Raw genomic sequence first — 23920 nt, forward strand, 5'->3', positions numbered from 1 at the left:
AATCGACGCTGCCACGTGCGATAGCCGACATCCATCGACCGATTCGTTGACACCACCCGGGCGCTGCCGGTGGACTCAGCTCATGTCCAGCGAGCTGCGGCTGACGATCCGCGGCCACATCGACTTCGGTCGGGTGTGGTCGAGTTCCTGTCTGGCCTGACCCGGCACCCTCGCCCGTACCCGGCCCGCCACCCCGGCCGCCGAGGTGGGGCTCACCGCCGAGCCGACCGCCGCGCCATCCGCACCGACACCCCTGACCGGCCCGCCATGCGTTCGAGGGCCGGGTGTCGGCGTACCCGAATCCGCCTGCCTGGACAGGAGACCCCGCCATGCCCGCGCGCCGTCTGCGAACCATCGCCGCCGCCACCCTCGCCCCGCTGCTCGCCGTCCTCGCCGGCTGCTCCACCGGCACCGCCCCCGCCGCCGAGGCGGCCGGCGAGCCCCGTTCCGGGGGCACTCTCACCTGGGCCGTGGAGACCGAGCCGATCACCCTCAACCCCCACCAGTACGCCCAGGCCAAGGCCCGCCTCCTGGTCTGGAACACCTTCGAGTCCCTGCTCACGTACGACAAGCAGGGGAAGCTGGTGCCCTGGCTGGCCACCGGCTGGCAGGCCGCCGCGGACGGTTTGTCGTACACCCTGACGCTGCGCGACGGGGTGACCTTCACCGACGGGACGCCGCTGGACGCGGCAGCCGTCAAGGCCAACATCGACAAACTCCGCGAGCCCGGGTACGCGCCTGGCGTCGCCGCCGTGCAGCTGCGCAACCTCAAGGCCGTCGAGGTGGTCGACCCGCGCACCGTACGACTCACCCTCACCACCCCCGACGTGCTCATCCTCGACTTCCTCGCCTCCCCGCAGGGCGCCCAGGTCTCGCCGAAGTCGCTGCGCGAGGCGAAGAACCTCAAGGCCGGCGGCGTCGACGTCGTCGGCACCGGACCGTTCGTGCTGGACCGCTACGTCCCCGGCCAGGAGTTGCACTACCGCCGCAACCCCCGCTACGACTGGGCGCCGCCGACCGCTACCCACACCGGCCCCGCCTACCTCGACGAGATCACCTACCGGTTCCTCAAGGAGTCGGCGGTCCGCGTCGGCGCCCTCACCTCCCGCCAGGTGCAGCTCGTCGAGGGCGTGCCCGCCACCGACCAGCCCCTGGTCACCGCCAACCGGACGCTGCGCCTCACCCGGGAGCTGAATTCCGGCTCCGCCTACTCGTACTACTTCAACACCTCGCACGCGCCCTTCAACGACCTGCGGGTCCGGCAGGCGTTCCGGGAGGCCGTCGACGTCGACACCGTGCTTCGGTCGGTCTACCGCGACACCGCCACCCGCGCCTGGAGCGTGGTCAGCCCGTCCAGCCCGCTCTACGACAAGAGCCTCGACGGCGGGTACGGCGGCGACGTCGCCAAGGCCAACGCCCTGCTCGACCAGGCCGGCTGGTCGACGCGTGACGCGGACGGCTTCCGCGTGCGCGACGGCCGGCGGCTGACCGTACGGCTGGTGCAGGCCGCCCCGTACGTCCGCGACCGCCGCGATGTCCTCGCCCAGGCTGTGCAGGCCGCCGTGAAGCAGAGCGCCGGCATCGACCTGAAGATCGCACTTGTCGACCAGGGCACCGCCACCCAGGCGTTCGAGCGCAACGAGTACGAGGTCTTCGACAACTCGCGGGCCGACACCGACGCCGGAGCCGCGCTGAACCTGCTGCTGCACTCGAAGGGCGGCATCAACCGCACCCGGGCCAACGATCCTCGCATCGACCAGCTCCTGGAATCCGGTCAGGCCACCGGCGACGCGACGAAGCGGGCCGGCATCTACGCGCAGCTCCAGCAGCGGGTCGTCGCCGAGCAGGCCCTGGTGCTACCGCTCTACGCGCCGGCCGACCAGATCGCGGCCAGCACCAGCGTCGGCGGGGTCCGCTTCGAGCCCACCGCCGGGGTTCCCGCCAGCGCGTACGACCTGTGGATCGGCAGGTGACATGTTGAGCTCACCCCTGCGCGCGGCGGCTCGCCGGCTAGCCGCCGGACTGGTAGTCCTCTGGGCCGCCGCCACCGCCGCGTACCTGGCCCTGCTTGTCGCGCCCGGAGACACAGTGGACACGATCGTCGGCGACGGGGCGGACACCCCCCAGATCCGCGCCGAGATCATCGCCGAGTGGAGCCTGGACCGGCCCGCAGTCGTCCAGTACCTCGACTACCTGCGGCGGCTCGCCGGCGGCGACCTGGGCCGCTCCTACCTGCTGCAACGGCCCGTCGTCGAGGTGATCGGCGAACAGCTCGCACCCACCCTCACCCTCGCCCTCGCCGCCGCGGGCCTCGGGGTGCTGCTCGCCCTCGTCCTCGCCGTCGCGACCGCCGGGGACCGCCGTCCCTGGCTGCGGCGGGCCAGCTCCGGCGTCGAACTGCTGCTGGTCTCCACCCCGTCCTTCCTGATCGGCATCGTGCTGCTCAGCGTGCTGTCGTTCCGGCTCGGACTCTTTCCGGTCTCCGGCGACCGGGGCGTCGGCGCGCTGGTGCTGCCCGCTGTCACCCTGGCGCTGCCCATCGCCGGACTGCTCGCCCAGGTGCTCCGCGACGGGCTCGACCGGGCGCTCGACGAGCCGTTCGTGCTGACCGCCCGGTCCCGGGGCGTACGGGAACGAACGGTGCTCCTGCGCCACGCGTTGCGGCACGCGCTGCTGCCGGCCGTCACCCTGGCCGGCTGGCTCTTCGGCATCCTGCTCGGCGGCGCGGTCATCGTCGAGCAGGTCTTCGGCCGACCCGGCCTCGGCCAGGTCACCCTCACGGCGGTGACCAGCAAGGACATGCCGGTGGTGCTGGCGGTGGTCACCCTGTCCGCCGCCGTCTACGTCGCGGTCAACACCATCGCGGACCTGACGTACCTGCTGGTCGACCCGCGCCTGAGAAGGAGCTGACCCGATGACAGTCACCCTGGCCCCGACAACCACCGAGGCGCACACCCCCCACCCGTCCGCCACGCCCGCCCCGACCGTCCGCCGGCGCCGGTGGCGACCCGGGCTGCTCGCCGCCGGGGCGTACCTGATCCTGCTCGTGGTCGCCGCGGTCTGGCCGGCGGTCCTGGCGCCCGGTGACCCGCTGGCCGCGGACCCGCTGGGGGTGCTCGAAGCGCCGAGCGCCGCGCACTGGCTCGGCACCGACCACCTCGGACGTGACGTGTGGACCCGCGTCGTGCACGGCGCCGGGCACTCGCTCACCATCGGATTGGCGGGCACGGCCATCGCGGTCACCGGCGGTGTGCTGCTCGGTCTGCTCGCCGGCCTCACCCACCGGCTCGCCGACGAGACCCTCAGCCGCGCCTTCGACGCCATCTCGGCCTTTCCGATCCTGCTCCTGGCGCTGCTGTTCATCGCCGTCGCCGGGCCGGGCACCGTCAGCCTGATCATCGCCATCGGCGTCGCCACCCTGCCGCACCACGCCCGGGTGGTACGTGGTCAGACACTGCTCGTCCGCCGCGCCGCGTACGTCGAAGAGGCAGTCACCTTCGGTCTGTCCCGACCCCGGCTGGTGGCGCGGCACGTCCTGCCCAACGTGATCGGCCCGGTGCCGGTTCTCGCGGTGATCGGGCTCGGCGAAGCGATCATGATCGCCGCGGGGCTCAGCTTCCTCGGCATGGGTCCACAGCCACCGTCGCCGGAGTGGGGCGCGATGCTCTCCGAGGGACGCAACTACCTCCAGGTGGCCTGGTGGATCACCGTCCTGCCCGGCGTCGCGGTCACCGCGACAGTGGTGGCGTTGACAGTCGTCGGCCGACACTGGCAGACCCGCTTCGACGGGCGGCAGCGCTGATGGCCCCCCTGCTCGCGGTCGAGGACCTGCACGTCGACTTCGACACCCCCACCGGGCGGGTCGCGGCGGTCCGGGGGATCAGCCTCACCGTCGAGCGCGGTGAGTGCGTGGCCATCGTCGGCGAGTCCGGGTCCGGCAAGAGCGTCACCGCCCGTACCCTCGTCGGCCTCGCCGGCCCCGGCGCGACAGTCCGCGCCGCCCGGCTCGACCTCGCCGGCGAGGATGTCCGTGGCCACCGCGCACGGGACTGGCGGCGGGTACGCGGACGGCTGGCCGGGCTCGTCCTGCAGGACGCGTTGGTCTCCCTCGACCCGCTGCGCACCGTGGGGGCCGAGATCGGCGAGGTGCTCACCACCCACGGCATCGTCGGCCGCCGCGAACGGGCCGGCCGGGTCACTCACCTGCTCGACGAGGTCCACCTCCCGGAGCCGGAGCGCCGTGCCCGGCAGTATCCGCACCAACTCTCCGGCGGGCTGCGACAGCGGGCGCTTATCGCCTCGGCGATCGCCGGGGAACCGGCCCTGCTGATCGCCGACGAGCCGACCACCGCGCTGGACGTCACCGTGCAGGCGCAGATCCTGCGGCTGCTCGCCGAGCGACGGGCCGCCGGGGTCAGCCTGCTGCTGATCAGCCATGACCTGGCGGTGGTCGCCCAGGTCGCCGACCGGGTGCTCGTCATGCGCGACGGTCGGATCGTCGAGCACGGCCCCACCGCACGGCTGCTGCGGTCGCCGGCGCATCCGTACACCAGGCAGTTGCTGGCGGCGGTGCCCTCGGCGTCGTCGCGCGGGCACCGACTCGCGGCCGCCGCGGTCGGGCGCGACGGCGGCGTCGCGCGCCGGGAGGCGCTGCCCGCCCGTCCCGACGTCCGCCCGGACGACACGCTGCTCGACGCGGTCGGGCTGACCAGGAGGTACGGCGAGCACACGGTCGTGCGTGACGTCTCCTTCTCCATCGCGCGGGGCGAGACGTTGGGGCTGGTGGGGGAGTCCGGGTCGGGTAAGAGCACCGTGGCCCGGATCGTCGCCGGTCTCCTGGCCGCCGACTCCGGCACCGTCACCTTCGAGGGGGCGCCGTGGTCGCAGGTGCCCGAGCGGGTCCGTCGCCCGTTGCGCCGCCGGCTGCAACTGATCTCCCAGGACCCCCTGAGCTCCTTCGACCCGCGCTACCGCGTCGCCCAGGTCGTCGGGGAGAACCTCGACCCCGACGTCGGTCGCGGCGATCGCCGCGACCGTGTCGTCGACCTGCTGCGTCGCGTCGGCCTCGGACCGGACCTGCTCGACCGGCACCCCCGGCAGCTCTCCGGCGGGCAGCGGCAGCGGGTCGCCATCGCCCGCGCGATCGCCCCGCGACCCACCCTGATCGTGTGCGACGAACCGGTCTCCGCGCTCGACGTCTCGGTCCAGGCCCAGGTCCTCGACCTGCTGGCCGATCTGCGGGCCACCGACGGCACGGCTCTGCTCTTCATCTCCCACGACCTGGGCGTGGTCCACCACCTCAGCGACCGCGTGCTGGTCATGCACGACGGCGCGGTGGTCGAGCAGGGACCGGTCGGCGACGTCTTCACCTACCCCCGACATGACTACACCCGGTCCCTGCTCGACGCGTTGCCCACGCTCGTCACGGCCGGCCGACCGCAGGAGGTACGCCCATGACCGAGAAGACCCTGCATCTGGCCGTGGCACTGGACGGCCTGGGCTGGCACCCGGCCGCCTGGCGGCTCTCGCGCGCCGGAGCGTCCGCGCCGTTGACCGCCCGCTACTGGGCGGCGCTCGCCGGCGAGGCCGAGAAGGCCACCCTGGACCTGCTGACCATCGAGGACAGCCTCGACCTTCAGTCGTCGCGGCCCGACGGCCCGGACGGCCGCGCCGATCAGCTCCGGGGGCGTCTCGACGCGGTGCAGATCGCCGCGCGGGTTGCCCCGTTGACGCGGCACATCGGGCTGGTCCCGACCACCAGCACCACCCACACCGAACCGTTCCACCTGTCGACGGCCGTGGCCACGCTTGACCACATCAGCGGTGGGCGGGCCGGTTGGCGGCCCCGGGTCTCGGCCCGGCGAGCCGAAGCCGGGCACTTCGGCCGCCGCGAGATCCCCGTGCTGGACCCGTCCCGGCTCGACGAACCGGAGACGCTACGGCTCATCGGGGACCTCATCGCCGAGGCCGGCGACGCGGTGGAGGTGGTCCGCCGACTCTGGGACAGTTGGCAGGACGACGCCGAGATCCGGGACGTGGCGACCGGCCGCTTCGTGGACCGGGACCGGCTGCACTACGTCGACTTCACCGGGCGGTGGTTCTCGGTCAAGGGGCCCTCCATCGTGCCCCGGTCACCACAGGGACAGCCGGTGGTCGCCGCGCTGGCCCACTCGTCGGTGCCGTACGCCTTCGCCGCCCGGCACGCCGACGTCGTCTTCGTCACCCCTACCGACCCCGAGCACGCTGCCGCCATCGTCGGGGAGGTCCGGGCGGCCGAGGAGACCGTCGGTCGCAGCGAGCCACCGCTGCGCGTCCTCGCCGACCTGGTCGTGCTGCTCGACGAGACGCCGGCGCTGGCCCGCCAGCGCAGGACCCGCCTCGACGACCTGCTCGGCGCGGAGTTCACGTCGGACGCGGCCTTCTTCTCCGGTACCCCGGGGCAGTTGGTCGACCTGCTGGTCGAGTGGCACCGGGCCGGAGTGGACGGTTTCCGGCTGCGGCCGGCAGTCCTCCCCGACGATCTGACCGCGATCACCCGGGCACTGGTGCCGGCGCTGCGCGAACGGGGTCTGTTCCGCACCGGCTATCCGGGCGGGACGCTGCGTGGCCTGCTCGGCCTGACCCGACCGGCCAGCCGCTACGCCGCCACCGCGACCGCCTGAGTCTGGAGACCGCCATGCCCAAGCAGATCATCCTGGCCGCGCACTTTCCCGGCGTGAACAACACCACCGTCTGGAGCGATCCGGGCTCCGGCAGCCACATCGACTTCTCCTCCTTCGTCCACCTGGCCCGCACGGCCGAGCGCGGCAAGTTCGACTTCTTCTTCCTCGCCGAGGGGCTGCGGCTGCGCGAACAGCGGGGCCGCATCCACGACCTGGACGTGGTCGGCCGCCCGGACACGTTGACCCTGCTCGCCGCCCTCGCCGCGGTCACCACCCACCTGGGCTTGGCCGGCACGCTCAACACCACCTTCCGGGAGCCGTACGAGCTGGCCCGCCAGTTGGCCAGCCTCGACCACCTCTCTGGCGGGCGGGCCGCCTGGAACGTCGTCACCACCTCCGACGCGTTCACCGGGGAGAACTTCCGCCGGGGCGGCTACCTCGACCGGTCGCTGCGCTACGAGCGGGCCGCCGAGTTCGTGCGTACCGCCCGGACGCTGTGGGAGTCGTGGCCGGCGGAGGCGATCGTGGGGGACCGCGACGGTGGCCGGTACGTCGCCGACGCCGATCCGGGCGCCTTCGCCCACCACGGCGACCAGTTCGACATCGCCGGGCACTTCACCGTTCCGCGCAGCCCGCAGGTGCACCCGGTGATCCTGCAGGCCGGCGACTCTCCCGACGGGCGCGAGTTCGCCGCGTCCAGCGCCGATGCGATCTTCTCCCGACACGGCACCCTGGAGGCCGGCCAGGAGTTCTACCGGGACGTGAAGTCCCGGCTGGCCTGGTACGGCCGTCACCCCGACCAGTTGAAGATCATTCCAGGGGTGACATTCGTCCTCGGCGACACCGACGCCGAGGCGCAGGAACGCGCCCACCACATCCGCCGCCAGCAGGTCAGCCCGCAGACCGCGATCCTGCTGCTGGAGCAGCTGTGGAACCGGGACCTGTCCGGGTACGACCCCGACGGCCCGCTGCCCGCCGAGGACCCGGACGTCACGGCCGGCACCATCAGCAGGGGCCGGGCCGGCATGTACCCCGACCCGGTCGCCACCGCCCGGCAGTGGCGGGCCCTGGCCGAGGAGAAGGGGCTTGGCATCCGCGACCTGATCATCGAGGTCACCGGCCGGCAGTCGTTCGTCGGCACCGCGAGGCAGGTCGCCGAACGGATGAACCACTTCGTGCAGTCCGACGCCGCCGACGGTTTCATCCTGGTGCCGCACCTGACCCCGGCCGGTCTCGACGAGTTCGTCGACCAGGTCGTCCCGCTGTTGCAGGAGCGCGGCGTGTTCCGCGCCGAGTACGCCGGCACCACCCTGCGTGACCACCTCGGCCTCGGCCCCGCCCGCCCGGTCAACCCGGTCGGTGCGGCGTGACCCCGCCGGTCGCCGTGTGCCGGCGACGCTGGGGCGACCCGGACGCCGCCGCCCTGCGCGCGGCGATGACCGCGGAACTGCGCCACCGGTACGCCGACCGTCCCGACGACCCGATCCACCTGCCGGACACCCAGGTGCTCGCCCCGACCTCGGTGGCCTGGACGGGTGTGGCGTACACCGTCGACGCCACGCCGGTCGGGCACGCCGCGTTGCGCTGGCACGGCCCCGACCTGGAACTCAAACGGATGTACGTGCTGCCCGCCCACCGGGGGCACGGAGTCGCCGCGATCCTGCTCGACGCGGTCCGCGAGGCCGCCGGCCAGCTCGGCGCGGCACGGATCGTGCTGCAGACCGGTGACCGCCAGCCCGACGCGGTCCGCCGGTACGAGCGGGCGGGTTACCACCCGATCCCGGTCTTCGCCCCGTACGACGCCCTGCCGTACTCGCGCTGCTTCGCCCTGGCGGTGCGCCCGCCCCTGACCCTGTCGCCGAAAGTGACGGTCGCCGCATGAAGTTCCTGCTGATAACCCTGATCACCCATTTGCCCGACCCGGTCACCGGCCAGCGCAGGAGCACCACCGAACGGTTCCGGGAGGTGGTCGACACCGCCGTTCTCGCCGAGGAACTCGGCTTCGACGGGTACGGAGTCGGCGAGCGGCACGAACGCCCCTTCATCTCCTCCTCGCCGCCGGTCGTGCTGAGCCACATCGCGGCCCGGACCGCCACGATCCGGCTGTTCACCGCGGTCACCACCCTCAGCCTGCTCGACCCGGTACGCGCCTACGAGGACTACGCCACCCTCGACCACCTCTCCGACGGGCGGCTCGAACTGATCATCGGCAAGGGCAACGGCGCCGCGCAGGCCCAGCTCTTCCACGTCACCGCCGACGACCAGTGGGACCGCAACCGGGAGGGGTACGAGCTGTTCCGTCGGCTCTGGCGGGAGGAGAAGGTGACGTGGTCCGGGACGTACCGCCCGTCGCTGACCGACGCCGAGACCTGGCCCCGCCCGCTGCAACAGCCCATCCGGGTCTGGCACGGCAGTGCCACCAGCAGGGAATCGGTCGACCTCGCCGCCCGCTACGGCGACCCGATCTTCTCCGCCAACGTCACCAACCCCATCGAGCCCTACGCCGAGCTGATCCGTCACTACCGGGAGCGGTGGGTCCACTACGGCCACGATCCGGCCGACGCCCTCGTCGGCGCCGGCACCGCGGGGTTCCACGTGGCGCGCACGTCGCAGGAGGCGGTCGAGAGGTACCGGCCGATCTTCGACGCCCGGCTCGCCGCGTTCCGCCGGCTCGGCGTCCCGCCGGTCTTCCCCACCCTGTCCGACGCCATCGAGCGCAGCTCGATGCTTGTGGGGAGCCCACAGCAGATCATCGACAAGGTGCTGCGCTACCACGAGCAGTTCGGCCACGAGGTCATCCACCTCCAGGCCGACCACGACGGGCTGACCGACAAGCAGCACCGGGAGAGCCTGGAGCTTTTCCAGGCCGAGGTGGCACCGGTGCTGCGCCGGGAGATCCCCAGCCGCCCCTTCCGCGCGCCGGTGACCGCCGGCGCGACGGCCTGACCAGAAACGGGGACCACCATGTCAGCGACCCCTCTGTCCGTTCTCGATCTCTCCCCGGTTCCCTCCGGCGGCACCGTCGCCGACGCGTTGCGCAACACAGTCGACCTGGCCGGTCGGACCGAGCAGTCCGGCTACCACCGCTACTGGCTGGCCGAGCACCATCTCGCCGCAGGCGTGGCCAGTTCCGCGCCGGCCGTGCTCATCGGACAGGTGGCCGCGGCCACCAGCGTGCTCCGCGTCGGCTCTGGCGCGGTGCAGGTCGGCCACCGCACCGCGCTGTCGGTGGTCGAGGAGTTCGGCACCCTCGCCGCCCTCTATCCGGGAAGGATCGACCTCGGCCTGGGCCGGTCCGGCCAGCGGCGGGTGGAGGCCGCCCGGGAACTCGCCGCGGCCGCCCCGCCGCCGCAGGCCGAGGCCCGGGTGGTCGACGGACTGCTGATTCCGCAGCCGTTCTCCTACGCCAGCGTGCTCGCCTCCCCACGCTTCGCCCTGAGCAGCGCGCTGCTGCACCAGCCGGGCGCGCAACCGCCGGCCTTCGCCGACCAGGTGGCCGACCTCCTGGCCCTGCTGCGCGGCGACTACACCGACGCCGACGGCCTGGACGCGCACGCCGTTCCGGGGGAGGGCGCCGACCTGCGGGTGTGGCTGTTGGGCAGCAGCGGCGGGGAGAGCGCACAACTCGCCGGCGCGCTGGGCCTGCCCTTCGCCGCCAACTACCACGTCAGCCCCTCCTCCGTGCTCGACGCGGTCGCCGGCTACCGGGCCGCGTTCCGCCCCTCGGCGGTGTTGGCGCAGCCGTACGTGATGGTCTCCGCCGACGTGGTGGTGGCCGAGACCGACGAGGCCGCGCGCCGTCTCGCCGCGCCGTACGGGCCATGGGTACGCAGCATCCGCAGTGGCGAGGGCGCGATTCCGTTCCCCAGCCCGGAACAGGTCGCCGCGCTGCCCTGGACCGAGGACGACCGCGCACTCGTCGCCGATCGGGTCGACACGCAGTTCGTCGGATCGCCGGGCACGGTCACCGAGCGACTGCGGACCCTGCGGGACGTCACGGCCGCAGACGAACTGCTGATCACCACGATCACGCACGCGCACGCCGACCGGGTCAGCTCCTACGAGCTGCTCGCCAAGGAGTGGCGGGACTGACCGCGCTTCTCGCCGGCCACGGCTGCCGGTTCCCCTGGTCGTCGGGCGCTGCCATAATGACTGAGGCGCCCGTCGATACGGCCGGGCCCGGGGGAAACCCTCCGCGGAGCGCGGATGGTGGGTCGTAACCCGGAGGCCGCGATGGACCTTGTCCCCGACACCAGCGCCCTTTCCAGCCTTGTCGATCTGCTTGGCGCCGCGCTGCAACTGGCTGCCGCGGTGGTCAGCCTCCTGGCCGTCGGCGTCGCCCGTGGCCGTCGTGCGGATCGGCGTGGCCGGCGCGACGACGACGCCTCGGCCCCATAACGCGGGGATACGACCCAGCGGGGATGACCCGCAACATCCATGCGTCTCAATATGATGATCGCTATCTCGAATCGAGGTGCGCTCACGAGGCGTACCGTCTGGATGCGGAGGAATGCATGGTTCGCTGGCGTACCCTCACCGGCCTGGTGGCCGCCGCGCTGGCTGCGGCCAGCCTCACCCTCGCGGCGCCCGCCGCCGCGGCCGACAGCCCCGTCACTCCGAACGTCGTCGGCGGCACCCGCGCCGCGCAGGGTGAGTTCCCGTTCATGGTGCGGCTCTCGATGGGGTGCGGCGGGGCCCTCTACAGCTCCCGGCTGGTGCTCACCGCGGCGCACTGCGTGGGCTCGACCGGCACCAACACCAGCATCACCGCCACGCTCGGGACGGTCGACCTCCAGTCGTCCAGCCGGATCACCGTCCGGTCCAACTACGTCTACCGCGCTCCCGGCTACAACGGCGCCGGAAAGGACTGGGCGCTGATCCGCCTGGCCACCCCCGTGACCGGGTTGAGCACGTTGAAGATCGCCACCACCACCGCGTACGACAGCGGCACCTTCACCATCGCCGGCTGGGGCGCGGCGCGCGAGGGCGGCGGCCAGCAGCGGTACCTGCTCAAGGCCACCGTGCCGTTCGTCAGCGACTCCACCTGCAACTCCAACTACGGCGGCGACCTCATCCCCGCCGAGGAGATCTGCGCCGGCTACTCCAGCGGCGGTACGGACACCTGCCAGGGCGACTCGGGCGGCCCGATGTTCCGCCGCGACGCCACCAACGCGTGGATCCAGGTCGGCATCGTCAGCTGGGGCAACGGCTGCGCCCGACCCAACTACCCGGGCGTCTACACCCAGGTGAGCTACTTCGCCTCGTCGATCGCCTCGGCCGCGGCGAGCCTCGGCGGCTGACGACCGCTGACCGTACGACCTCGGGCGGCCCGGACCACCACGGTCCGGGCCGCCCGCGCGTGCACCGGCCTCCGGCCCGACGCGGCGCGGCGCGCTGCGGCCGGCCGGCGATCCCGCCGTGCGAAAGGGTCACCGCCGCGGGGCCGGAGTGGGCCAGCCGACAGATTCGGCGGGCCGCGCGTTCCGCCTCGGCGGCGGCGGCCATGATGGGTCGGTGCAGATCCTGTCCATCCAGTCGTCGGTCGCCTACGGCCACGTCGGCAACTCGGCAGCCGTCTTCCCCCTCCAGCGACTCGGGCACGAAGTCTGGCCCGTCCTGACGGTCCACTTCTCCAACCACACCGGGTACGGCGCGTGGCGTGGGCCGTTGCTGCCGGCCGCCGACGTGGCGGAGGTGATCGCGGGGATCGCCGATCGGGGGGTCCTCGGTGCCGCCGACGCGGTGCTGTCGGGCTACCAGGGTGATCCGGCGATGGGCGCCGTGATCCTGGATGCCGTGGCCCAGGTCAAGGCCGCCAACCCGGCCGCGGTGTACTGCTGCGACCCGGTGATGGGCGACCTCGGTCGCGGCATGTTCGTCCGGCCCGGCATCCCGGAGTACCTGCGCGACACAGTCGTGCCACGCGCCGACATCATCACGCCGAACCACTTCGAGCTGGACTTCCTCGCCGGCCGCACGACGTCCTCGCTGGCGGAGGTGCTGGACGCCGTCGACGTCGTACGCGCCACCGGGCCGCGGCACGTCCTGGTCACCAGCGTGCTGCACGGCGACGTGCCGGCGGGCTCGCTGGAGGTGGTGGCGGTCTCCGACGAGGGTGCCTGGGCGGTGACCACCCCGCTGCTGCCGATCAACCCGAACGGCGGAGGCGACGTCACCGCGGCGCTGTACCTGGCGCACCTGTGGACCTCCGGCTCGCCGGCGACGGCGTTGGAGCGCACCATCTCCTCCGTCTTCGCCGTCCTCGAGGCGACACTCGCGGCGGGCACCCGGGAGATCCAGCTGATCGCGGCGCAGGATGCGATAGCCGAGCCGCCCGCGAGGTTCACCGCCCGCAAGCTGCGCTGAGCGCGGCTCAGCGCAGCGCGTCGTCGCGCAGGACCGCGTGCGCGCCGACCGTCTGGTTGACGATCTGGGTGACCCGTACGTCGACGACGACGCTTGCCAGCGCCACCGCGTCCGGTCGGCTGAGGCCGTGCAGCCGTTGCAGCAGGGTCAGCATCTCCTCAAGCGCCAGGAACGTCGCCTCGTCGAGGGACGCGCCCACGCCCAGCGTCAGCCAGGCGTCGGCGGTACGGGCCACCGGGCCGGTGACCGGGAAGTCGTCGCGGACGTCGAAGGTCAGCGTCACCTCGTCCATCGGGCACTCGATCGCCGTACCGCCGACCTCGCCGTCGCCCTGCGCGGCGTGCCCGTCCCCGACCGAGAACAGCGCCCCGTCGACAGGGATCGGCAGCAGCAGGGTGCTGCCGGCGGTCAGCTCCTTGCAGTCCAGGTTGCCGCCGCAGGGCCGGGGCGGGATGGTCGAGTGCCGTCCCGGCTCGGCGGGCGGCATGCCGAGCACCCCCATGAACGGGCGCAGCGCCACCGTGTGGCCGTGCTGGTTGCGGCCGGTCAGCGCCACCGGGTCCAGCTCCCAGGCGTGCACCACGCCGTCGGTCTCGACGCCGTAGCGCTTGTTGAACCCGCTCGGCCACCCACCGGCCACAGTCGTTCCCCAGGTGGCCGGGACGATCGCGTCGATGCGTACCGCCAGGGTCTGGCCGGCGCGCGCACCGCGGACCGCGACCGGCCCGATCAACGCGTGCCCGTCGTCGGGCTGGTACTGCGGTGCCCGGGGCCGGTCCCGGTTCGGCCCGCCGGGGTACGGGCCGGCCGACCACCAGCAGTCCAGGGTGCGGTAGGTGACGGTGTCGCCGGAGTCGATGGTGAGCGCCGGCGCAAGGTCGGGGGAGAAGTGGCCGTGCAGGGTCTCGTCGCCCGGTGCGAGAGTGTGTCGCATCCGCGCAGGCTACGTGCCGGCGTGGCGCGGCGCGACCCGCGCGCCCGCCCCGACGACGGCTCGCGAGCCGGTGCGCGGCCGGTGCGATCCGACCGGCCGCGCACCTCGCCCGCTGGTCAGTCGACTGTCGGCGCAGCAGTCCTGGCCGCCTCGGCCAGCGCGGCGGCGGCCCCGGCGTACGGGTTGTAGCTGTAGCTGCGCGCCAGCCCGGCCGGGACCGTGAAGTACTCGGCGGACAGCTTCGCCGGATCGCTGGCCAGCTCACCGCGGGCGGGTACGTCGTTGCCGTCGTCCCAGCCCCACGGCGCGTTCGCGGAGTTCGCCGAGCAGCTCCACGTGCCCGAGCCGCAGTCGCCGGAGGTGTCGCCGGCGAACGTGCCCAGGCCGGCGAACAGGTTCGCGTTGGCCCGCTGCGCCCACAGACCCCCGGCGGCGAAGATGTCGACGAGTTGGTACCGCACGTCGCGGTCGTCGCCGCTGCTCGGCGTCTCGGCGACAGTGGACGGGTAGTAGACCAGGCCGTCGCCGTTGATGGCGTACTGCGGATATGCCTTCAGGCCGTGCCCCTGCGCCTCCTGCGCGGTCACCGGATGCGCAAACGAGTCGTGCGGCGAGGTCTGGAACTGCAGGGTGCCGTCGACGCTCTCCCGGCCGCTGGTCCAGGTGCTGCCGGCCGGCGCGTACGAGTAGAAGTCGCTGTGCGCGACGGTGACCGCGCCGCGCAGGACGCCGTACGGGGAGCCGTCGCGCTCGACCGCGAAGAGGACGCCCTCGCCGTCGTTCTCGTGCTCGGTCTCGAAGAACGGGTGGTCGGTCCAGTCCCGGGGGTGGAAGAACAGGTAGGTGAGGTACCAGTGCGTGCTCGTCTCCACGACGGAGTAGTACACGTGCGCGGCGAGCGAGGTGCCGGAAGCACCGGCGCGGTCCCAGTTGTCGCGCCCGTTCAGGTTGCCGTCGAAGTCCACGGCGGTGACGTAGTCGGACTGACCGCCCAGGGCGTGGGCGCCTGTGGCGTCGACGTCCTGGTAGTGGACGGGCGCCCAGCGCAGGGCCAGCTCGGCCCGGCTGACGGCGGCGGTGGCGGGTGCCGGCGCCGCGAGTGGGGCGACCGCCAGCGCCGACACGGCGGCAGCCGCGGTCAGTGCCCTCGCCACCCGGGTTCGCCGGTTCGTGGTGAATCTGTCGCGCATGGTGTGCTCTCCCGCGTCGAATTGACAGGCCACGATGGATGATCGTCGGTTCAGGGGCCTGGTACGTGTCCCTGCGGCGACGAGCGGGCAGCCGCTTTTCGACGGGTTCGCGTCCGACGAGCCGGTGCCGCCGGCCCCCACCGACTGACGAGCTTGTATTGATGCTTGTCGAATGCGATGCTGTGGTCGGTCGCGCTCGGGAGCCAGCGCGCCCAATCCTCTCCGGATGCGGGGACGCGCGAGGTGGCCACACCCATCCGCGCCGGGCAGTCCCCGTCAGCGGCCGCATGCCGATCGCCGTCGGGCGGCCGCCGCACTCCGGCCCCGTACGGTCGGTCGCCCATCCTCGACCGCGACGGCGACGGTTTCCCCGGAGGTACCGATGCTCCGCATCTTCCTGGCTGCCACGACCATGGCGCTGGCCGGCTGGGCCGGCACGACAGGCATCGCCGAGGCCGCACCGGCACCGGCACCGGCGCCGGCGGTCACGCCCACGCCCACCCTGTCGCCGTCACCGACCCCGACCTGCCCGCCGGCCCTACCGATCGGTGCCTCGGTGACCGCGGTGACCACCACGAGCGTGACGCTGTCGTACTCGATCTTTTTCCGCCCGCCCTGCGGCTACGACCCGCCGATGACCGTCAGCCTCTTCGCCAGCCGGGAGGACGCCCAACAGTGGCAGGCGCCGGTGGCCCAGGCCGTCACCGGGCCCGAGCGCAACGGGGTGCTCACCATCGACAAGCTGACGCCCGACACCGAGTACTGGTACCGGTTCACCGACGCGGAGGGCCGGCGGGACCCGTACGTGATCGCGACGGTCCGGACCGCCCCGCTGGCGGCGTGCCGGGCGACGGCCACCATCGACTCCCACTGGGGCACCGGCTTCGTCGCCACGGTCACGGTGCGCAGCACCGGGACGCAGACGCTGGACCGGTGGAGCGTCTCCTGGCGGTGGGCCGGCGACGAGCGCATCCAGACGGTCTGGCGCGGCGTCGCCGAGACCGCCGGCGCCGATGTCACGGTCCGCAACGCCTCCTACAACGGCACAGTCGCGCCTGGTGGCGTGACGACGTTCGGTCTGCTCGTGACCACCAGCGCGGTGCCCGACGGGCTGACGTTGGCCTGCAACCGCTGACCGGTCAACCGGCCGTGGCCCGCGCCCGTCAGGGTTTGCGGGCCACGGCGCCGTAGGCGTCGATCCCCACCGCGTCGGCGTCGTCCGGGCGCCACAGGGGGATCGGCACGAGGCCGGGCTCCACCATCGTCAGCCCGGAGAAGCAACCGGCCAGGTCCTCCGGGCTGCGCAGGATGTACGGCACACCACCGTTCTCGGCCAACCGCTGCGCGCCGGAGACCACCGCCGGGCTGGTGTTGGTGCCGTCCCAGAGCACCAGGTGGCTGCCGGACGGGGTCGCGTCCATCGTCCGCCCGACGATCGAGCGCACCACCTCCAGGTCCGGCTCGTACCCCAGCACACCCATGAACATCACCGCGATCGGCTTGTCGAAGTCCAGGGTCCGCGCCGCCTCGGCGAGGATCCTCTCCGGGTCGTGGTAGTCGGCCGGCACGTACGTGGTGACGCCCTCGGTGGTCGTGCTGGCCAGCAGCGCGCGGGCGTGCACGAGGACCATCGGGTCGTTGTCGACGTAGACGATCCGCGCGTCGGGGGTGACGCCCTGGGCGACCGCGTGGGTGTTCTGCATGGTGGGCAGACCCGTGCCGATGTCCAGGAACTGCCGGATGCCCACCTCGGCGGCCAGGTGCCGCACGGCCCGCACCAGAAAGCCCCGGGACTGCTGCGCCATCAGCACGATCTCCGGGTAGACCTCGGCCACCGCGTCACCGGCCGCCCGATCGGACTGGAAGTTGTCCTTGCCGCCCATCCAGTAGTTCCAGATCCGCGCCGCGTGCGGCACCTCGGGCTGCAGCGTCGCGGTGAGTTCGGCGTCCGGGCCGGCCATGGCAGGCTCCTGTCGAGGGGTTCGTCGGTGTGGTGACACCCGGGATTGTCCACTATCGACCCCGGTGGCCCGGACCGGGTCGCCTGCGACGGCGTGGGCGACCCGGCGACACCTCACGGCGCGTCCACGACCTCCCGACCCAGCGGCCAGAACGCGGCCGGGACGAGCTTGAAGTTGGCGATGCCGAAGGGGATTCCGATGATCGTGACGCAGAGCGCGATGCCCGCGAGGATGTGCGACAGGGCGAGCCACCAGCCCGCCAGCACCACCCACAACACGTTCGCCAGCCCGGAGCCGACGCCCGCGCCCGGCTTGGGCACCAGGGTGCGACCGAAGGGCCACAGCGAGTAGACGGCGAGGCGCAGCGAGGCGACGCCGAACGGGATGGTGACGACCAGGACGAAGCAGACCAGCGCGGCGAAGCCGTAGCCGATCGCCAGCACGAGGCCGCCACCGAAGACGAGCCACAGGACGTTCAGGACGAAGCGAATCACCCCTCCAGCATGCGCGACGCGCGCCACCGGGGCCGGGCCGCGCTCAGTCCGGCAGCCCGCCGCAGGCGACCCCGTCGATCGTGCACGCCGTGGGCGTCGCGCCGACCGCCGCGCCGTTGACCCGGAACGTCACCCGGACCGAGGCGCTGCCCGGCACCTGCCCGGCGCTCCCGTCCGGCACGAACGTCCACACCGCGCCGTCCTGCGTGGCCTGCGCGCCCTGCACCGCGCTGACCCGCAACGACTCCCGGGGCAGTGTGACGGCCAGCGTCCACCGCGCCACCGGCGACGGCCCCGGATTGGTGACGGTCACGGCGGCACCGTAGCTGAGCAGGGCCTTGTCCTCGATGGCGAAGGCGGCGCTCAGCGCGGCCGGGGTCGGCGGCGCCGACGAGAGGGTCGCGGCCGGCGCGCTTGTCGGCGGCGGGGCGGGCGGCGGGGCCGCGCTTACCGGCGGCGATGCGGACGTGGTCGGGCTGCTGGCCGCCGACTTCGCCTGCCCCCGGGGCGTACCGGCCTCGGGAGTGCCCAACTGGTCCACCGACGGGGGAGGGTCGAGGGTCACCGGTGCCAGACGCTCCGGCGTACGCACCACACCGATGACGGAGATCACCGTCGCTACCACCACCCCGAGCGCCGCGAGCACGGCGATCCAGGTGGCCCGCGACACGTCGGCCCGGCCGGTGACCACCCGCCGTACGGCTGCGGCGGCGGCCACGATCCGGTCCAGCAGAATGATCGCCACAGTACGTCGTGGCTGCGGCGGTGTTGCCGGCACTGCCTCTCCCCTTCAGTTCATCCCCGGACGTCCACCGCGACCGCTGGGTCGCGGCGGCACCCGACCCGTCACAGGGCGCGTAGCCCGACGAGTATCGACTCGAGCAGCTCCTGCGACGGCAGTTCCGCCAGCGTCGGCGGTTCGTGCGTCTCGACCAGACCCGCGTCGAGCAGGTCACCGAGGAGCACCCGGACGGTGCCCAGGGGCAGGTCCAGCTCGGCGCTGACCTCGGCCACCGACACTGGATGGTGACACAGCTCGACGATCCGCGCCTGTTCGGGGAAGAGCGCCGTGGGCGGTGCGGCCGCCCGCCGCGCGACGACGAGCGAGATGAGGTCGAACCGGCCCCGCTCGGGTGCGGTACGCCCACCGGTCATCGTGTACGGACGCGCCACCGGGCCGGCGTCGTCGTCGTACCACGCCTCGTCACTGGAGCCGGCGCTGTGCACCAGAGTCCCCGCTTCTCGCCGCGGAGGCAGGGACCAGGGTGATCGGCAGGTGCCGCTCGGCCTGCCCCACGAAGAGCGCGACCTCGTACGCCATGTCGCCCACCTCGATCTCGTCACCGGCGATCCGGACGGTGAGGATGGTCCCGTTTCCGATGGTGGCGACGAACAGGAACGCCCGCGACATCTGCACCACGATCTGCCGGAGGCCGCCCGCGTCGCAGGTCCGGGTGGCGGCGAGCCCCAACGCCAGCAGCCCGGCGACGATGCCGGAGATCTGGTCGGCCAGCTTCGCCTCGACCTGCCGGGAGCCGCCGAGCGGGAGCCCGTCCGGTGAGAGCACCACGGCGAACTCCGCCCCGTGTACCCGGTCGACCAGGCGGTCCAGCGCGCCGGTCAGGCTGTCCGCGGCGACCACTGCATGCGTCATCGATGTCTCCTCGTTGCTCTCGTGACCGGCAGTTCGATGGTGTCGGGGCCGGTGCTGCCGGGTTCTGGGCCGGTGGGCCCGGACGCGGGCCCGGCGGACCCGGACTGGCGGACCCGCATCGGCAGCTCGCCAGCGCCGCCCGCCCCGCCCACCCCGGGCGCGTCGGGCCCGGCGGGTCGGTTGCGGGCCGGGGAGTACGCGGGCCGGGGGACCGCCCCGGCCGGGCCGCCGGTCACCGTGACCAGCTCGGCAGGCAGGTCCACGATCGCGGCCGTCCCACCGCGCCGACTCGGCCGCACCGTGACCCGGGCGCCGCAGCGGGCGGCCAGCAGGGCGACGGTGTGCAACCCCGTGGCGTCGGCGGGTGGACGGGTCGGCGGGCTGGTGAGCAGGTGGTTGACCGCGCCCAGCGTGGTCGCGTCGAGGCCGGGACCGTCGTCGACCACCACGACCGCGCAGCCGTGCGGCCGGTGCTCACCGGCGACCCGGACGGTGGTGTCCGTGGCCGAGAAGGTCAGGGCGTTCTCGATCAGCTCGGCCAGCAGGTGCACGACGTCCGTGACGGCTGGCCCGGCGAGGGACCACGGCCAGTGCGGCGCGACCAGGACGCGGTGGTATTCCGGCACCTCGGCGATCGCGCCGCGCGTGACGTCGAGCAGGGGGACCGGGCGTCGCCAGCGGCGGGCCGGGGTCGCGCCGGCGAGGGTGATCACCTTCTCCACGTTGCGGCGGATGCGGGTGGTGAGGTGGTCGAGCTGGAACAGCTCGTCGGCCTCCTCGGCGCTGCGCTCCCGCCGCTGCATCGCGTCCAGCAGGTCGAGCTGGTCGCGGAGCAGGACCTGGTTGCGCCGGGTGACCCGCAGAAACAGCTCCCCCAGGCGATGGTCCTCGAGCGTCCCGCCGTCCGTGTGGCCGCCGCCGGTCGGGCCACCGCCGGCCTGGTCGCCGGGTGGGTGCGCGTCGGCGGGTGGGGCCGGCAGGGCCGTAGCGTCTGGTTCGGGCCGGCTCGGGCGGGACTCCGAGCGGGTCCGCTTGTCGGTCAGGCGGCGCACGGTGGCGGCCCCGCCAAGCAGCACCGCCAGCACGGCGATCAGCCCGAGCCCCACCACCGCGCCGGTCCGCCCGACGATCACCGCGGCGCCCGGCGTCGCCCGTTCGACGCTGCCCCGGGCCGTGGTCGTCACCAGCTCGTGCAGCGCGCCGAGCGCGGCGTCCGCCGCCGCCCGCCAGGCCGCCGCGCTGATGCCGCGCAGCGCGTCAGCCCGGTCCGACCGCAGCAGCGTGTCCTCCACGGCGCGCAGACCCGCGAACTCCGGGCCCGCCGCGAGCCGCTGGTGCGCGTCCCGGCCGCCGGCCGGCAGGCCGGCGGCCGCCTCGGCGCGGGCGTACCGCTGGGTGGTCACCAGCTCGACCAGCCGGCGCCGCTCCCCGTCGCTGAGCCGACCGCTCTCGACGGCGGCGGTGACCAGGGTGTCCTCCCGGGTGAGCAGCTCGCGGGCGCGGGCCAGTGCGATCACCGCGCGGTTCTCGACAGCCAGCCTGCTCTCGTACGCGCCCCACTCCGGCCCGTACACGTCGAAGGCGGCGTCAACGAGCTGGTCGTACCCGTCGATCGCCCCGGCGCGGTCGAGGTAACCGGCGTCCACCTGGGACCGGACGGCGCCGAGCCCGTTCAACCGCCGGACGAGCGCCTCGGCCCGGTCGCGCACCGCCCCCGCGCTGAGCAGGCGCGGATCGCGGCCGGCCGGGAAAGCTCGAACCTCCGTCGCGGCCCGGTCGGTGACCTCTCGGACCCCGGCCAGCGCGGTCCGCGCCCGCGCCGAGCCGGCCAGCGACTCGGCGGTCAGCCGGCGCTCGGTCTGCAGGCTGAGGATCAGCCGGTCGATGGGCTGGCCCAGGGTGTCGGCAAGGGTCCGCACCCGCAGCAGGTCGACGGCGTCCTGACCGGTCAGGTAGGCCGCGTACGACCAGAGCGTGAGCAGCACCGCCGCCGCGGCGACGAGCCGGACCCGCAGCCGTCGTTCGTCGGTGCGCGTCACGGCGCGCTCCGCCCGGGCCGCCGCGGCCCGTGGTTCGGCCGGCTCATCGCGCCGACCGCTGCGGCCACGGCTGCCCGGCGGTGTCGCTGGCCCGGTCGGCGACGACTGTCCGCAGCAGCGCCAGCAGCTCCGCGCGGTTGGCGCAGTTCAACCGGTTGCGCATACGGGCCACGTGGTGCTCCACGGTCTTCGCCGAGATGAAGAGCCGATCGCCGATCTCCCGGTAGGTCAGCCCCGCCAGCACCAGCTCGGCGACCTCGTACTCCCGGTCGCTGAGCCCCTGCTGGGTGGGGGCGGCGATGGCGTCGGTCGCCTGCGGGGTGCTCTCGCCGGCTGTCGGTCGTGGCCCACCGGCGGCGGTGGCCGGCCGGCCCTGGAGCACCCGGGCACACTCCAGCAGGGTGGTCATCGCCCGCCGGTCCGAGGTGCGGATCGCGGCCTGCCCGGCGAGGCGCGCGCCGTCCCAGCACAAGCCGCTGTCGTGCAGCCCACGGGCGGCGGCCTCCACCCGCACCGGATCGACCACGCCGCGCAGCACCTCGACCCAGCTCTCGGCGGCCGCGGCGACCACCGCGGCGTAGCGGCTGTGGTCCGCGGCGGCCAGCAGCGCGGCGACGTGGTCGTCGGCGGCCGTCGGCTCACCGCTCAGGATGGCCGCGTGCAAGCCGCTCCAGTGCAGCGGGACGCTCCACAGTGTCGGGGCGCCGAGTCGTTCGAGCAGCTCCCGGCCCTCCCGCAGGTACGGCGCCAGTCGTGCCGCGTCGCCCAGCCGGGCGCCCGCGATGGCGAGTTCGCCAAGCGGCAGCAGCGTGAACAGGTCGACGGGATGGCGAACCACCGCCTCGAGGGCCTGGCCCCAGCCCCGCTTGAGGGCGGCCAGGTCGCTGGTGCGCCGGCCGATGCCCATCCGCAGCGCGGCGGCGAAGAGCAGGTCACGTGACTCCAACGGCCGCTCGTCGGCGGTCACCGTGGCGAGGCGTTCGGCCGCCGCGGCCGTCTGGCCCCGGACCATCAGGATCCAGGCCTGCAACAGCCGATGGCGGCGGGCCATCAGGGGACCGCCGACGCCTGCCGCCTCCGCCCGGAGCAGGACCCGCTCGGCGATGTCCAGCTCGCCGGAGTGCACAGCGGTCAGGGCGGCCAGCGCGGCCGGACTGTCCGGCAGGAGCGCCGCCCGACCGTCCGGCTCCAGCAGGGCGGCGGCCTGTACGAGCGCGGAGAGCGCCGCGCTCGGCGTGCCGGTGACGCTCTCGCGTACCCCCTCGGCCATCAGCCGGGCGGCGCTGGCGTGCAGGGTGGGCGGTTCGCCGGGGGACTCGTCCACCTCCGGCCCGGCTGCGGTCAGGTCGCCGGTGGCGAGCCCGCCGACGGTGGCGAACGCCACCGACGAGGTGGTGCCGGACCACCGGTACAGCTCGACGCTGCGGCCGGTGTGGCCGCGGTGCGCCAGAGCGGTCGCGGCCACCACTGCGGCGTCGGCACGGTCCGTCGGGTCGGTGGCGGCCAGCAGCCGGTCCGCGAGGCGCAGCGCGTCGTCGAGGTTGCCGGCGAGCGCGGCGGCGAGAGCCTGCCGGGCGCTCGTGGGGTGCCCGGCCGCGGTGGCGGCGGCGAACAGGTCGGCGGCGAAGGCCGGCTCGTCGGCCAGCGCCTCCTGCGCCGCCGCGGCGAGCGTCGGGGCCGGGCAGTCGGCGAGTACGCCCACCGCGAGCAGCGAGCGCACCAGCGGTAGCACCGGGCCGCCCCGGGCGAGCTGCAACTCGGTGAGGCGACGCCAGACCTCGCTGCGTTCGGTGGCCGGGCTGAGCGTGGTGACGGCCCGCCGCACGATAGGGGTGAGCCTGCCGTCGGCGCCGATCAGCCCCGCCGCCCGGGTCGTGGCGATCAGCTCGTCGACCGCCTCCGGTTCCTGGTCGAGCAGCGGGCCGAGCATGGCCACCGGCAGCGGTACGCCGGCCGCGACCGCGAGCAGTAGCCGTCGTACGGCGGTGGGCTGGATCTCCAGCTCCGGCGCGAATTCTCCGATCACGGACCGGGGCGGTTCGGCCGGGACGCCGGTCAGGCTCGGGGCCGCGCGCAGACCACGGGTCAACCGCTCGACGTCGCGGGGGACACCACCGGTCTGCGTGTGTACGAAGTCGATCAGATCGCCACGGTGGGCCAGCTCGGGCGCGGCGGCGAGGTGTGCCGCGGTCTGCTCGCGACCGAACGGGCCGAGCAGCACGGCCTGCCCGTCGCGGCGCAGCGCGTCGGTCAGCTCGGTGAGCGCCGCCGACCGGGGCCAGGGCCGGTGGGCGACGACCAGCCGGTGCCGACGGGTGGCGACCAGGCCCAGCAGGACGCCGACCCGCTCGTCGTCGAGCAGGTGCGCGTCGTCGACAAGCAGCAACTCGGCCTCGTCGACGGGATCGCCCGGCACCGGGACGCCCGTCCGCACGGTGCCCCCGGCCCGTTGCTGGACGCGCGTCAACTCGGCGAGCAGCGTGGTCTTGCCGTGGCCCGCCGGACCGGCCAGACCGACGACGAGCGGGCCGGTCGGATCGTCGGCGACCCGGTCCAGCAGGGCCTGGGACGCTCGGCCGAGCACCAGCCGGGACTCGACGACGTTTTTCATGATCATTGT

General features: G+C 73.6%; 22 protein-coding genes. 13 read left to right on the forward strand and 9 right to left on the reverse strand.

The genetic code is table 11. The features are described from left to right. The first annotated feature begins 329 nt into the window (after positions 1 to 329). From ACLQ26_RS20780 to pdxY, 12 genes are all read left to right on the forward strand, one after another. Positions 330 to 1973, forward strand: a complete 1644-nt coding sequence (locus ACLQ26_RS20780) for an ABC transporter substrate-binding protein (protein WP_425746009.1) — start codon at positions 330 to 332, stop codon at positions 1971 to 1973. Between the two features lies 1 nt (position 1974). Then, complete coding sequence (locus tag ACLQ26_RS20785; RefSeq protein WP_425746010.1) at positions 1975 to 2910, forward strand: ABC transporter permease; 936 nt, start codon at positions 1975 to 1977, stop codon at positions 2908 to 2910. Between the two features lie 4 nt (positions 2911 to 2914). Continuing rightward, positions 2915 to 3802, forward strand: a complete 888-nt coding sequence (locus ACLQ26_RS20790) for an ABC transporter permease (RefSeq protein WP_425746011.1) — start codon at positions 2915 to 2917, stop codon at positions 3800 to 3802. After that, positions 3802 to 5457: a dipeptide ABC transporter ATP-binding protein gene (locus ACLQ26_RS20795; RefSeq protein ID WP_425746012.1), complete on the forward strand. Its 1656-nt coding sequence runs from the start codon at positions 3802 to 3804 to the stop codon at positions 5455 to 5457. Before ACLQ26_RS20790 ends, ACLQ26_RS20795 begins: the two co-directional genes overlap by 1 nt. Continuing rightward, positions 5454 to 6662, forward strand: a complete 1209-nt coding sequence (locus ACLQ26_RS20800) for an LLM class flavin-dependent oxidoreductase (RefSeq protein WP_425746013.1) — start codon at positions 5454 to 5456, stop codon at positions 6660 to 6662. Before ACLQ26_RS20795 ends, ACLQ26_RS20800 begins: the two co-directional genes overlap by 4 nt. 14 nt (positions 6663 to 6676) lie before the next feature. After that, on the forward strand, positions 6677 to 8032 hold the full coding sequence (locus ACLQ26_RS20805) for an NtaA/DmoA family FMN-dependent monooxygenase (protein ID WP_425746014.1): 1356 nt from the start codon (positions 6677 to 6679) through the stop codon (positions 8030 to 8032). Continuing rightward, positions 8029 to 8544, forward strand: a complete 516-nt coding sequence (locus ACLQ26_RS20810; RefSeq protein ID WP_425746015.1) for a GNAT family N-acetyltransferase — start codon at positions 8029 to 8031, stop codon at positions 8542 to 8544. The genes ACLQ26_RS20805 and ACLQ26_RS20810 overlap by 4 nt, the downstream gene beginning before the upstream one ends. Then, positions 8541 to 9608, forward strand: coding sequence for an LLM class flavin-dependent oxidoreductase (locus ACLQ26_RS20815; protein WP_425746016.1), 1068 nt, complete (start codon positions 8541 to 8543; stop codon positions 9606 to 9608). The genes ACLQ26_RS20810 and ACLQ26_RS20815 overlap by 4 nt, the downstream gene beginning before the upstream one ends. 18 nt (positions 9609 to 9626) lie before the next feature. Further along, a complete protein-coding gene (locus tag ACLQ26_RS20820; RefSeq protein ID WP_425746017.1) occupies positions 9627 to 10754 on the forward strand; it encodes an LLM class flavin-dependent oxidoreductase in 1128 nt (375 codons plus the stop codon). Positions 10755 to 10868: 114 nt separating this feature from the next. Then, positions 10869 to 11060, forward strand: a complete 192-nt coding sequence (locus tag ACLQ26_RS20825; protein ID WP_425746018.1) for a hypothetical protein — start codon at positions 10869 to 10871, stop codon at positions 11058 to 11060. A 116-nt stretch (positions 11061 to 11176) separates the two neighbouring features. Next, positions 11177 to 11962 (forward strand): S1 family peptidase, encoded by a 786-nt coding sequence (locus ACLQ26_RS20830; protein ID WP_393298289.1) that lies wholly within the window; start codon positions 11177 to 11179, stop codon positions 11960 to 11962. Between the two features lie 214 nt (positions 11963 to 12176). Next, positions 12177 to 13028 carry a pyridoxal kinase PdxY gene (pdxY, locus tag ACLQ26_RS20835; RefSeq protein ID WP_425746019.1) on the forward strand — a complete coding sequence of 284 codons (852 nt, stop codon included), beginning with the start codon at positions 12177 to 12179 and terminating at the stop codon, positions 13026 to 13028. Between the two features lie 7 nt (positions 13029 to 13035). Here pdxY and ACLQ26_RS20840 read toward each other — a convergent pair whose 3' ends face one another. Together ACLQ26_RS20840 and ACLQ26_RS20845 are read right to left on the reverse strand one after the other, a co-directional pair. Beyond that, on the reverse strand, positions 13036 to 13962 hold the full coding sequence (locus tag ACLQ26_RS20840) for an acetamidase/formamidase family protein (RefSeq protein WP_425746020.1): 927 nt from the start codon (positions 13960 to 13962) through the stop codon (positions 13036 to 13038). Positions 13963 to 14078: 116 nt separating this feature from the next. Further along, on the reverse strand, positions 14079 to 15152 hold the full coding sequence (locus ACLQ26_RS20845; RefSeq protein WP_425746021.1) for a hypothetical protein: 1074 nt from the start codon (positions 15150 to 15152) through the stop codon (positions 14079 to 14081). A gap of 382 nt (positions 15153 to 15534) precedes the next feature. Between ACLQ26_RS20845 and ACLQ26_RS20850 the strand changes: the two genes are divergently transcribed. Then, complete coding sequence (locus tag ACLQ26_RS20850) at positions 15535 to 16287, forward strand: cellulose binding domain-containing protein (RefSeq protein ID WP_425746022.1); 753 nt, start codon at positions 15535 to 15537, stop codon at positions 16285 to 16287. Positions 16288 to 16315: 28 nt separating this feature from the next. On the opposite strand, the gene ACLQ26_RS20855 is transcribed toward ACLQ26_RS20850, so the two are convergent. From ACLQ26_RS20855 to ACLQ26_RS20885, 7 genes are all read right to left on the reverse strand, one after another. Next, positions 16316 to 17113: an SAM-dependent methyltransferase gene (locus tag ACLQ26_RS20855; RefSeq protein WP_425746023.1), complete on the reverse strand. Its 798-nt coding sequence runs from the start codon at positions 17111 to 17113 to the stop codon at positions 16316 to 16318. 113 nt (positions 17114 to 17226) lie between these two features. Then, complete coding sequence (locus ACLQ26_RS20860) at positions 17227 to 17607, reverse strand: YccF domain-containing protein (RefSeq protein ID WP_393051800.1); 381 nt, start codon at positions 17605 to 17607, stop codon at positions 17227 to 17229. 43 nt (positions 17608 to 17650) lie between these two features. Further along, entirely contained in the window at positions 17651 to 18352 is a 702-nt protein-coding gene (locus tag ACLQ26_RS20865) for a cellulose binding domain-containing protein (protein ID WP_425746024.1), read from the reverse strand. A 101-nt stretch (positions 18353 to 18453) separates the two neighbouring features. Then, positions 18454 to 18834 carry a DUF742 domain-containing protein gene (locus ACLQ26_RS20870; RefSeq protein ID WP_425746025.1) on the reverse strand — a complete coding sequence of 127 codons (381 nt, stop codon included), beginning with the start codon at positions 18832 to 18834 and terminating at the stop codon, positions 18454 to 18456. Beyond that, entirely contained in the window at positions 18812 to 19261 is a 450-nt protein-coding gene (locus tag ACLQ26_RS20875; protein WP_425746026.1) for a roadblock/LC7 domain-containing protein, read from the reverse strand. The genes ACLQ26_RS20870 and ACLQ26_RS20875 overlap by 23 nt, the downstream gene beginning before the upstream one ends. Further along, positions 19258 to 21300, reverse strand: a complete 2043-nt coding sequence (locus ACLQ26_RS20880) for a nitrate- and nitrite sensing domain-containing protein (RefSeq protein ID WP_425746027.1) — start codon at positions 21298 to 21300, stop codon at positions 19258 to 19260. The genes ACLQ26_RS20875 and ACLQ26_RS20880 overlap by 4 nt, the downstream gene beginning before the upstream one ends. A gap of 43 nt (positions 21301 to 21343) precedes the next feature. Next, a complete protein-coding gene (locus ACLQ26_RS20885) occupies positions 21344 to 23917 on the reverse strand; it encodes a LuxR C-terminal-related transcriptional regulator (protein WP_425746028.1) in 2574 nt (857 codons plus the stop codon). Positions 23918 to 23920: the final 3 nt, after the last annotated feature.

Origin of the sequence: Micromonospora sp. DT43, assembly GCF_049841645.1 — a bacterium.
Taxonomy (GTDB): domain Bacteria; phylum Actinomycetota; class Actinomycetes; order Mycobacteriales; family Micromonosporaceae; genus Micromonospora.

Bases quoted from the DNA above. Each gene is read 5' to 3' on its own strand.
- ACLQ26_RS20790 (WP_425746011.1), top strand. From the start codon at position 2,915: ATGACAGTCACCCTGGCCCCGACAACCACCGAGGCGCACACCCCCCAC.
- ACLQ26_RS20800 (WP_425746013.1), top strand. From the start codon at position 5,454: ATGACCGAGAAGACCCTGCATCTGGCCGTGGCACTGGACGGCCTGGGC.
- ACLQ26_RS20805 (WP_425746014.1), top strand. From the start codon at position 6,677: ATGCCCAAGCAGATCATCCTGGCCGCGCACTTTCCCGGCGTGAACAAC.
- ACLQ26_RS20830 (WP_393298289.1), top strand. From the start codon at position 11,177: ATGGTTCGCTGGCGTACCCTCACCGGCCTGGTGGCCGCCGCGCTGGCT.
- ACLQ26_RS20875 (WP_425746026.1), bottom strand. From the start codon at position 19,261: ATGACGCATGCAGTGGTCGCCGCGGACAGCCTGACCGGCGCGCTGGAC.
- ACLQ26_RS20820 (WP_425746017.1), top strand. From the start codon at position 9,627: ATGTCAGCGACCCCTCTGTCCGTTCTCGATCTCTCCCCGGTTCCCTCC.
- ACLQ26_RS20850 (WP_425746022.1), top strand. From the start codon at position 15,535: ATGCTCCGCATCTTCCTGGCTGCCACGACCATGGCGCTGGCCGGCTGG.
- ACLQ26_RS20845 (WP_425746021.1), bottom strand. From the start codon at position 15,152: ATGCGCGACAGATTCACCACGAACCGGCGAACCCGGGTGGCGAGGGCA.
- ACLQ26_RS20780 (WP_425746009.1), top strand. From the start codon at position 330: ATGCCCGCGCGCCGTCTGCGAACCATCGCCGCCGCCACCCTCGCCCCG.
- ACLQ26_RS20855 (WP_425746023.1), bottom strand. From the start codon at position 17,113: ATGGCCGGCCCGGACGCCGAACTCACCGCGACGCTGCAGCCCGAGGTG.
- ACLQ26_RS20815 (WP_425746016.1), top strand. From the start codon at position 8,541: ATGAAGTTCCTGCTGATAACCCTGATCACCCATTTGCCCGACCCGGTC.
- ACLQ26_RS20825 (WP_425746018.1), top strand. From the start codon at position 10,869: ATGGTGGGTCGTAACCCGGAGGCCGCGATGGACCTTGTCCCCGACACC.
- ACLQ26_RS20795 (WP_425746012.1), top strand. From the start codon at position 3,802: ATGGCCCCCCTGCTCGCGGTCGAGGACCTGCACGTCGACTTCGACACC.
- ACLQ26_RS20885 (WP_425746028.1), bottom strand. From the start codon at position 23,917: ATGATCATGAAAAACGTCGTCGAGTCCCGGCTGGTGCTCGGCCGAGCG.
- ACLQ26_RS20840 (WP_425746020.1), bottom strand. From the start codon at position 13,962: ATGCGACACACTCTCGCACCGGGCGACGAGACCCTGCACGGCCACTTC.
- ACLQ26_RS20785 (WP_425746010.1), top strand. From the start codon at position 1,975: ATGTTGAGCTCACCCCTGCGCGCGGCGGCTCGCCGGCTAGCCGCCGGA.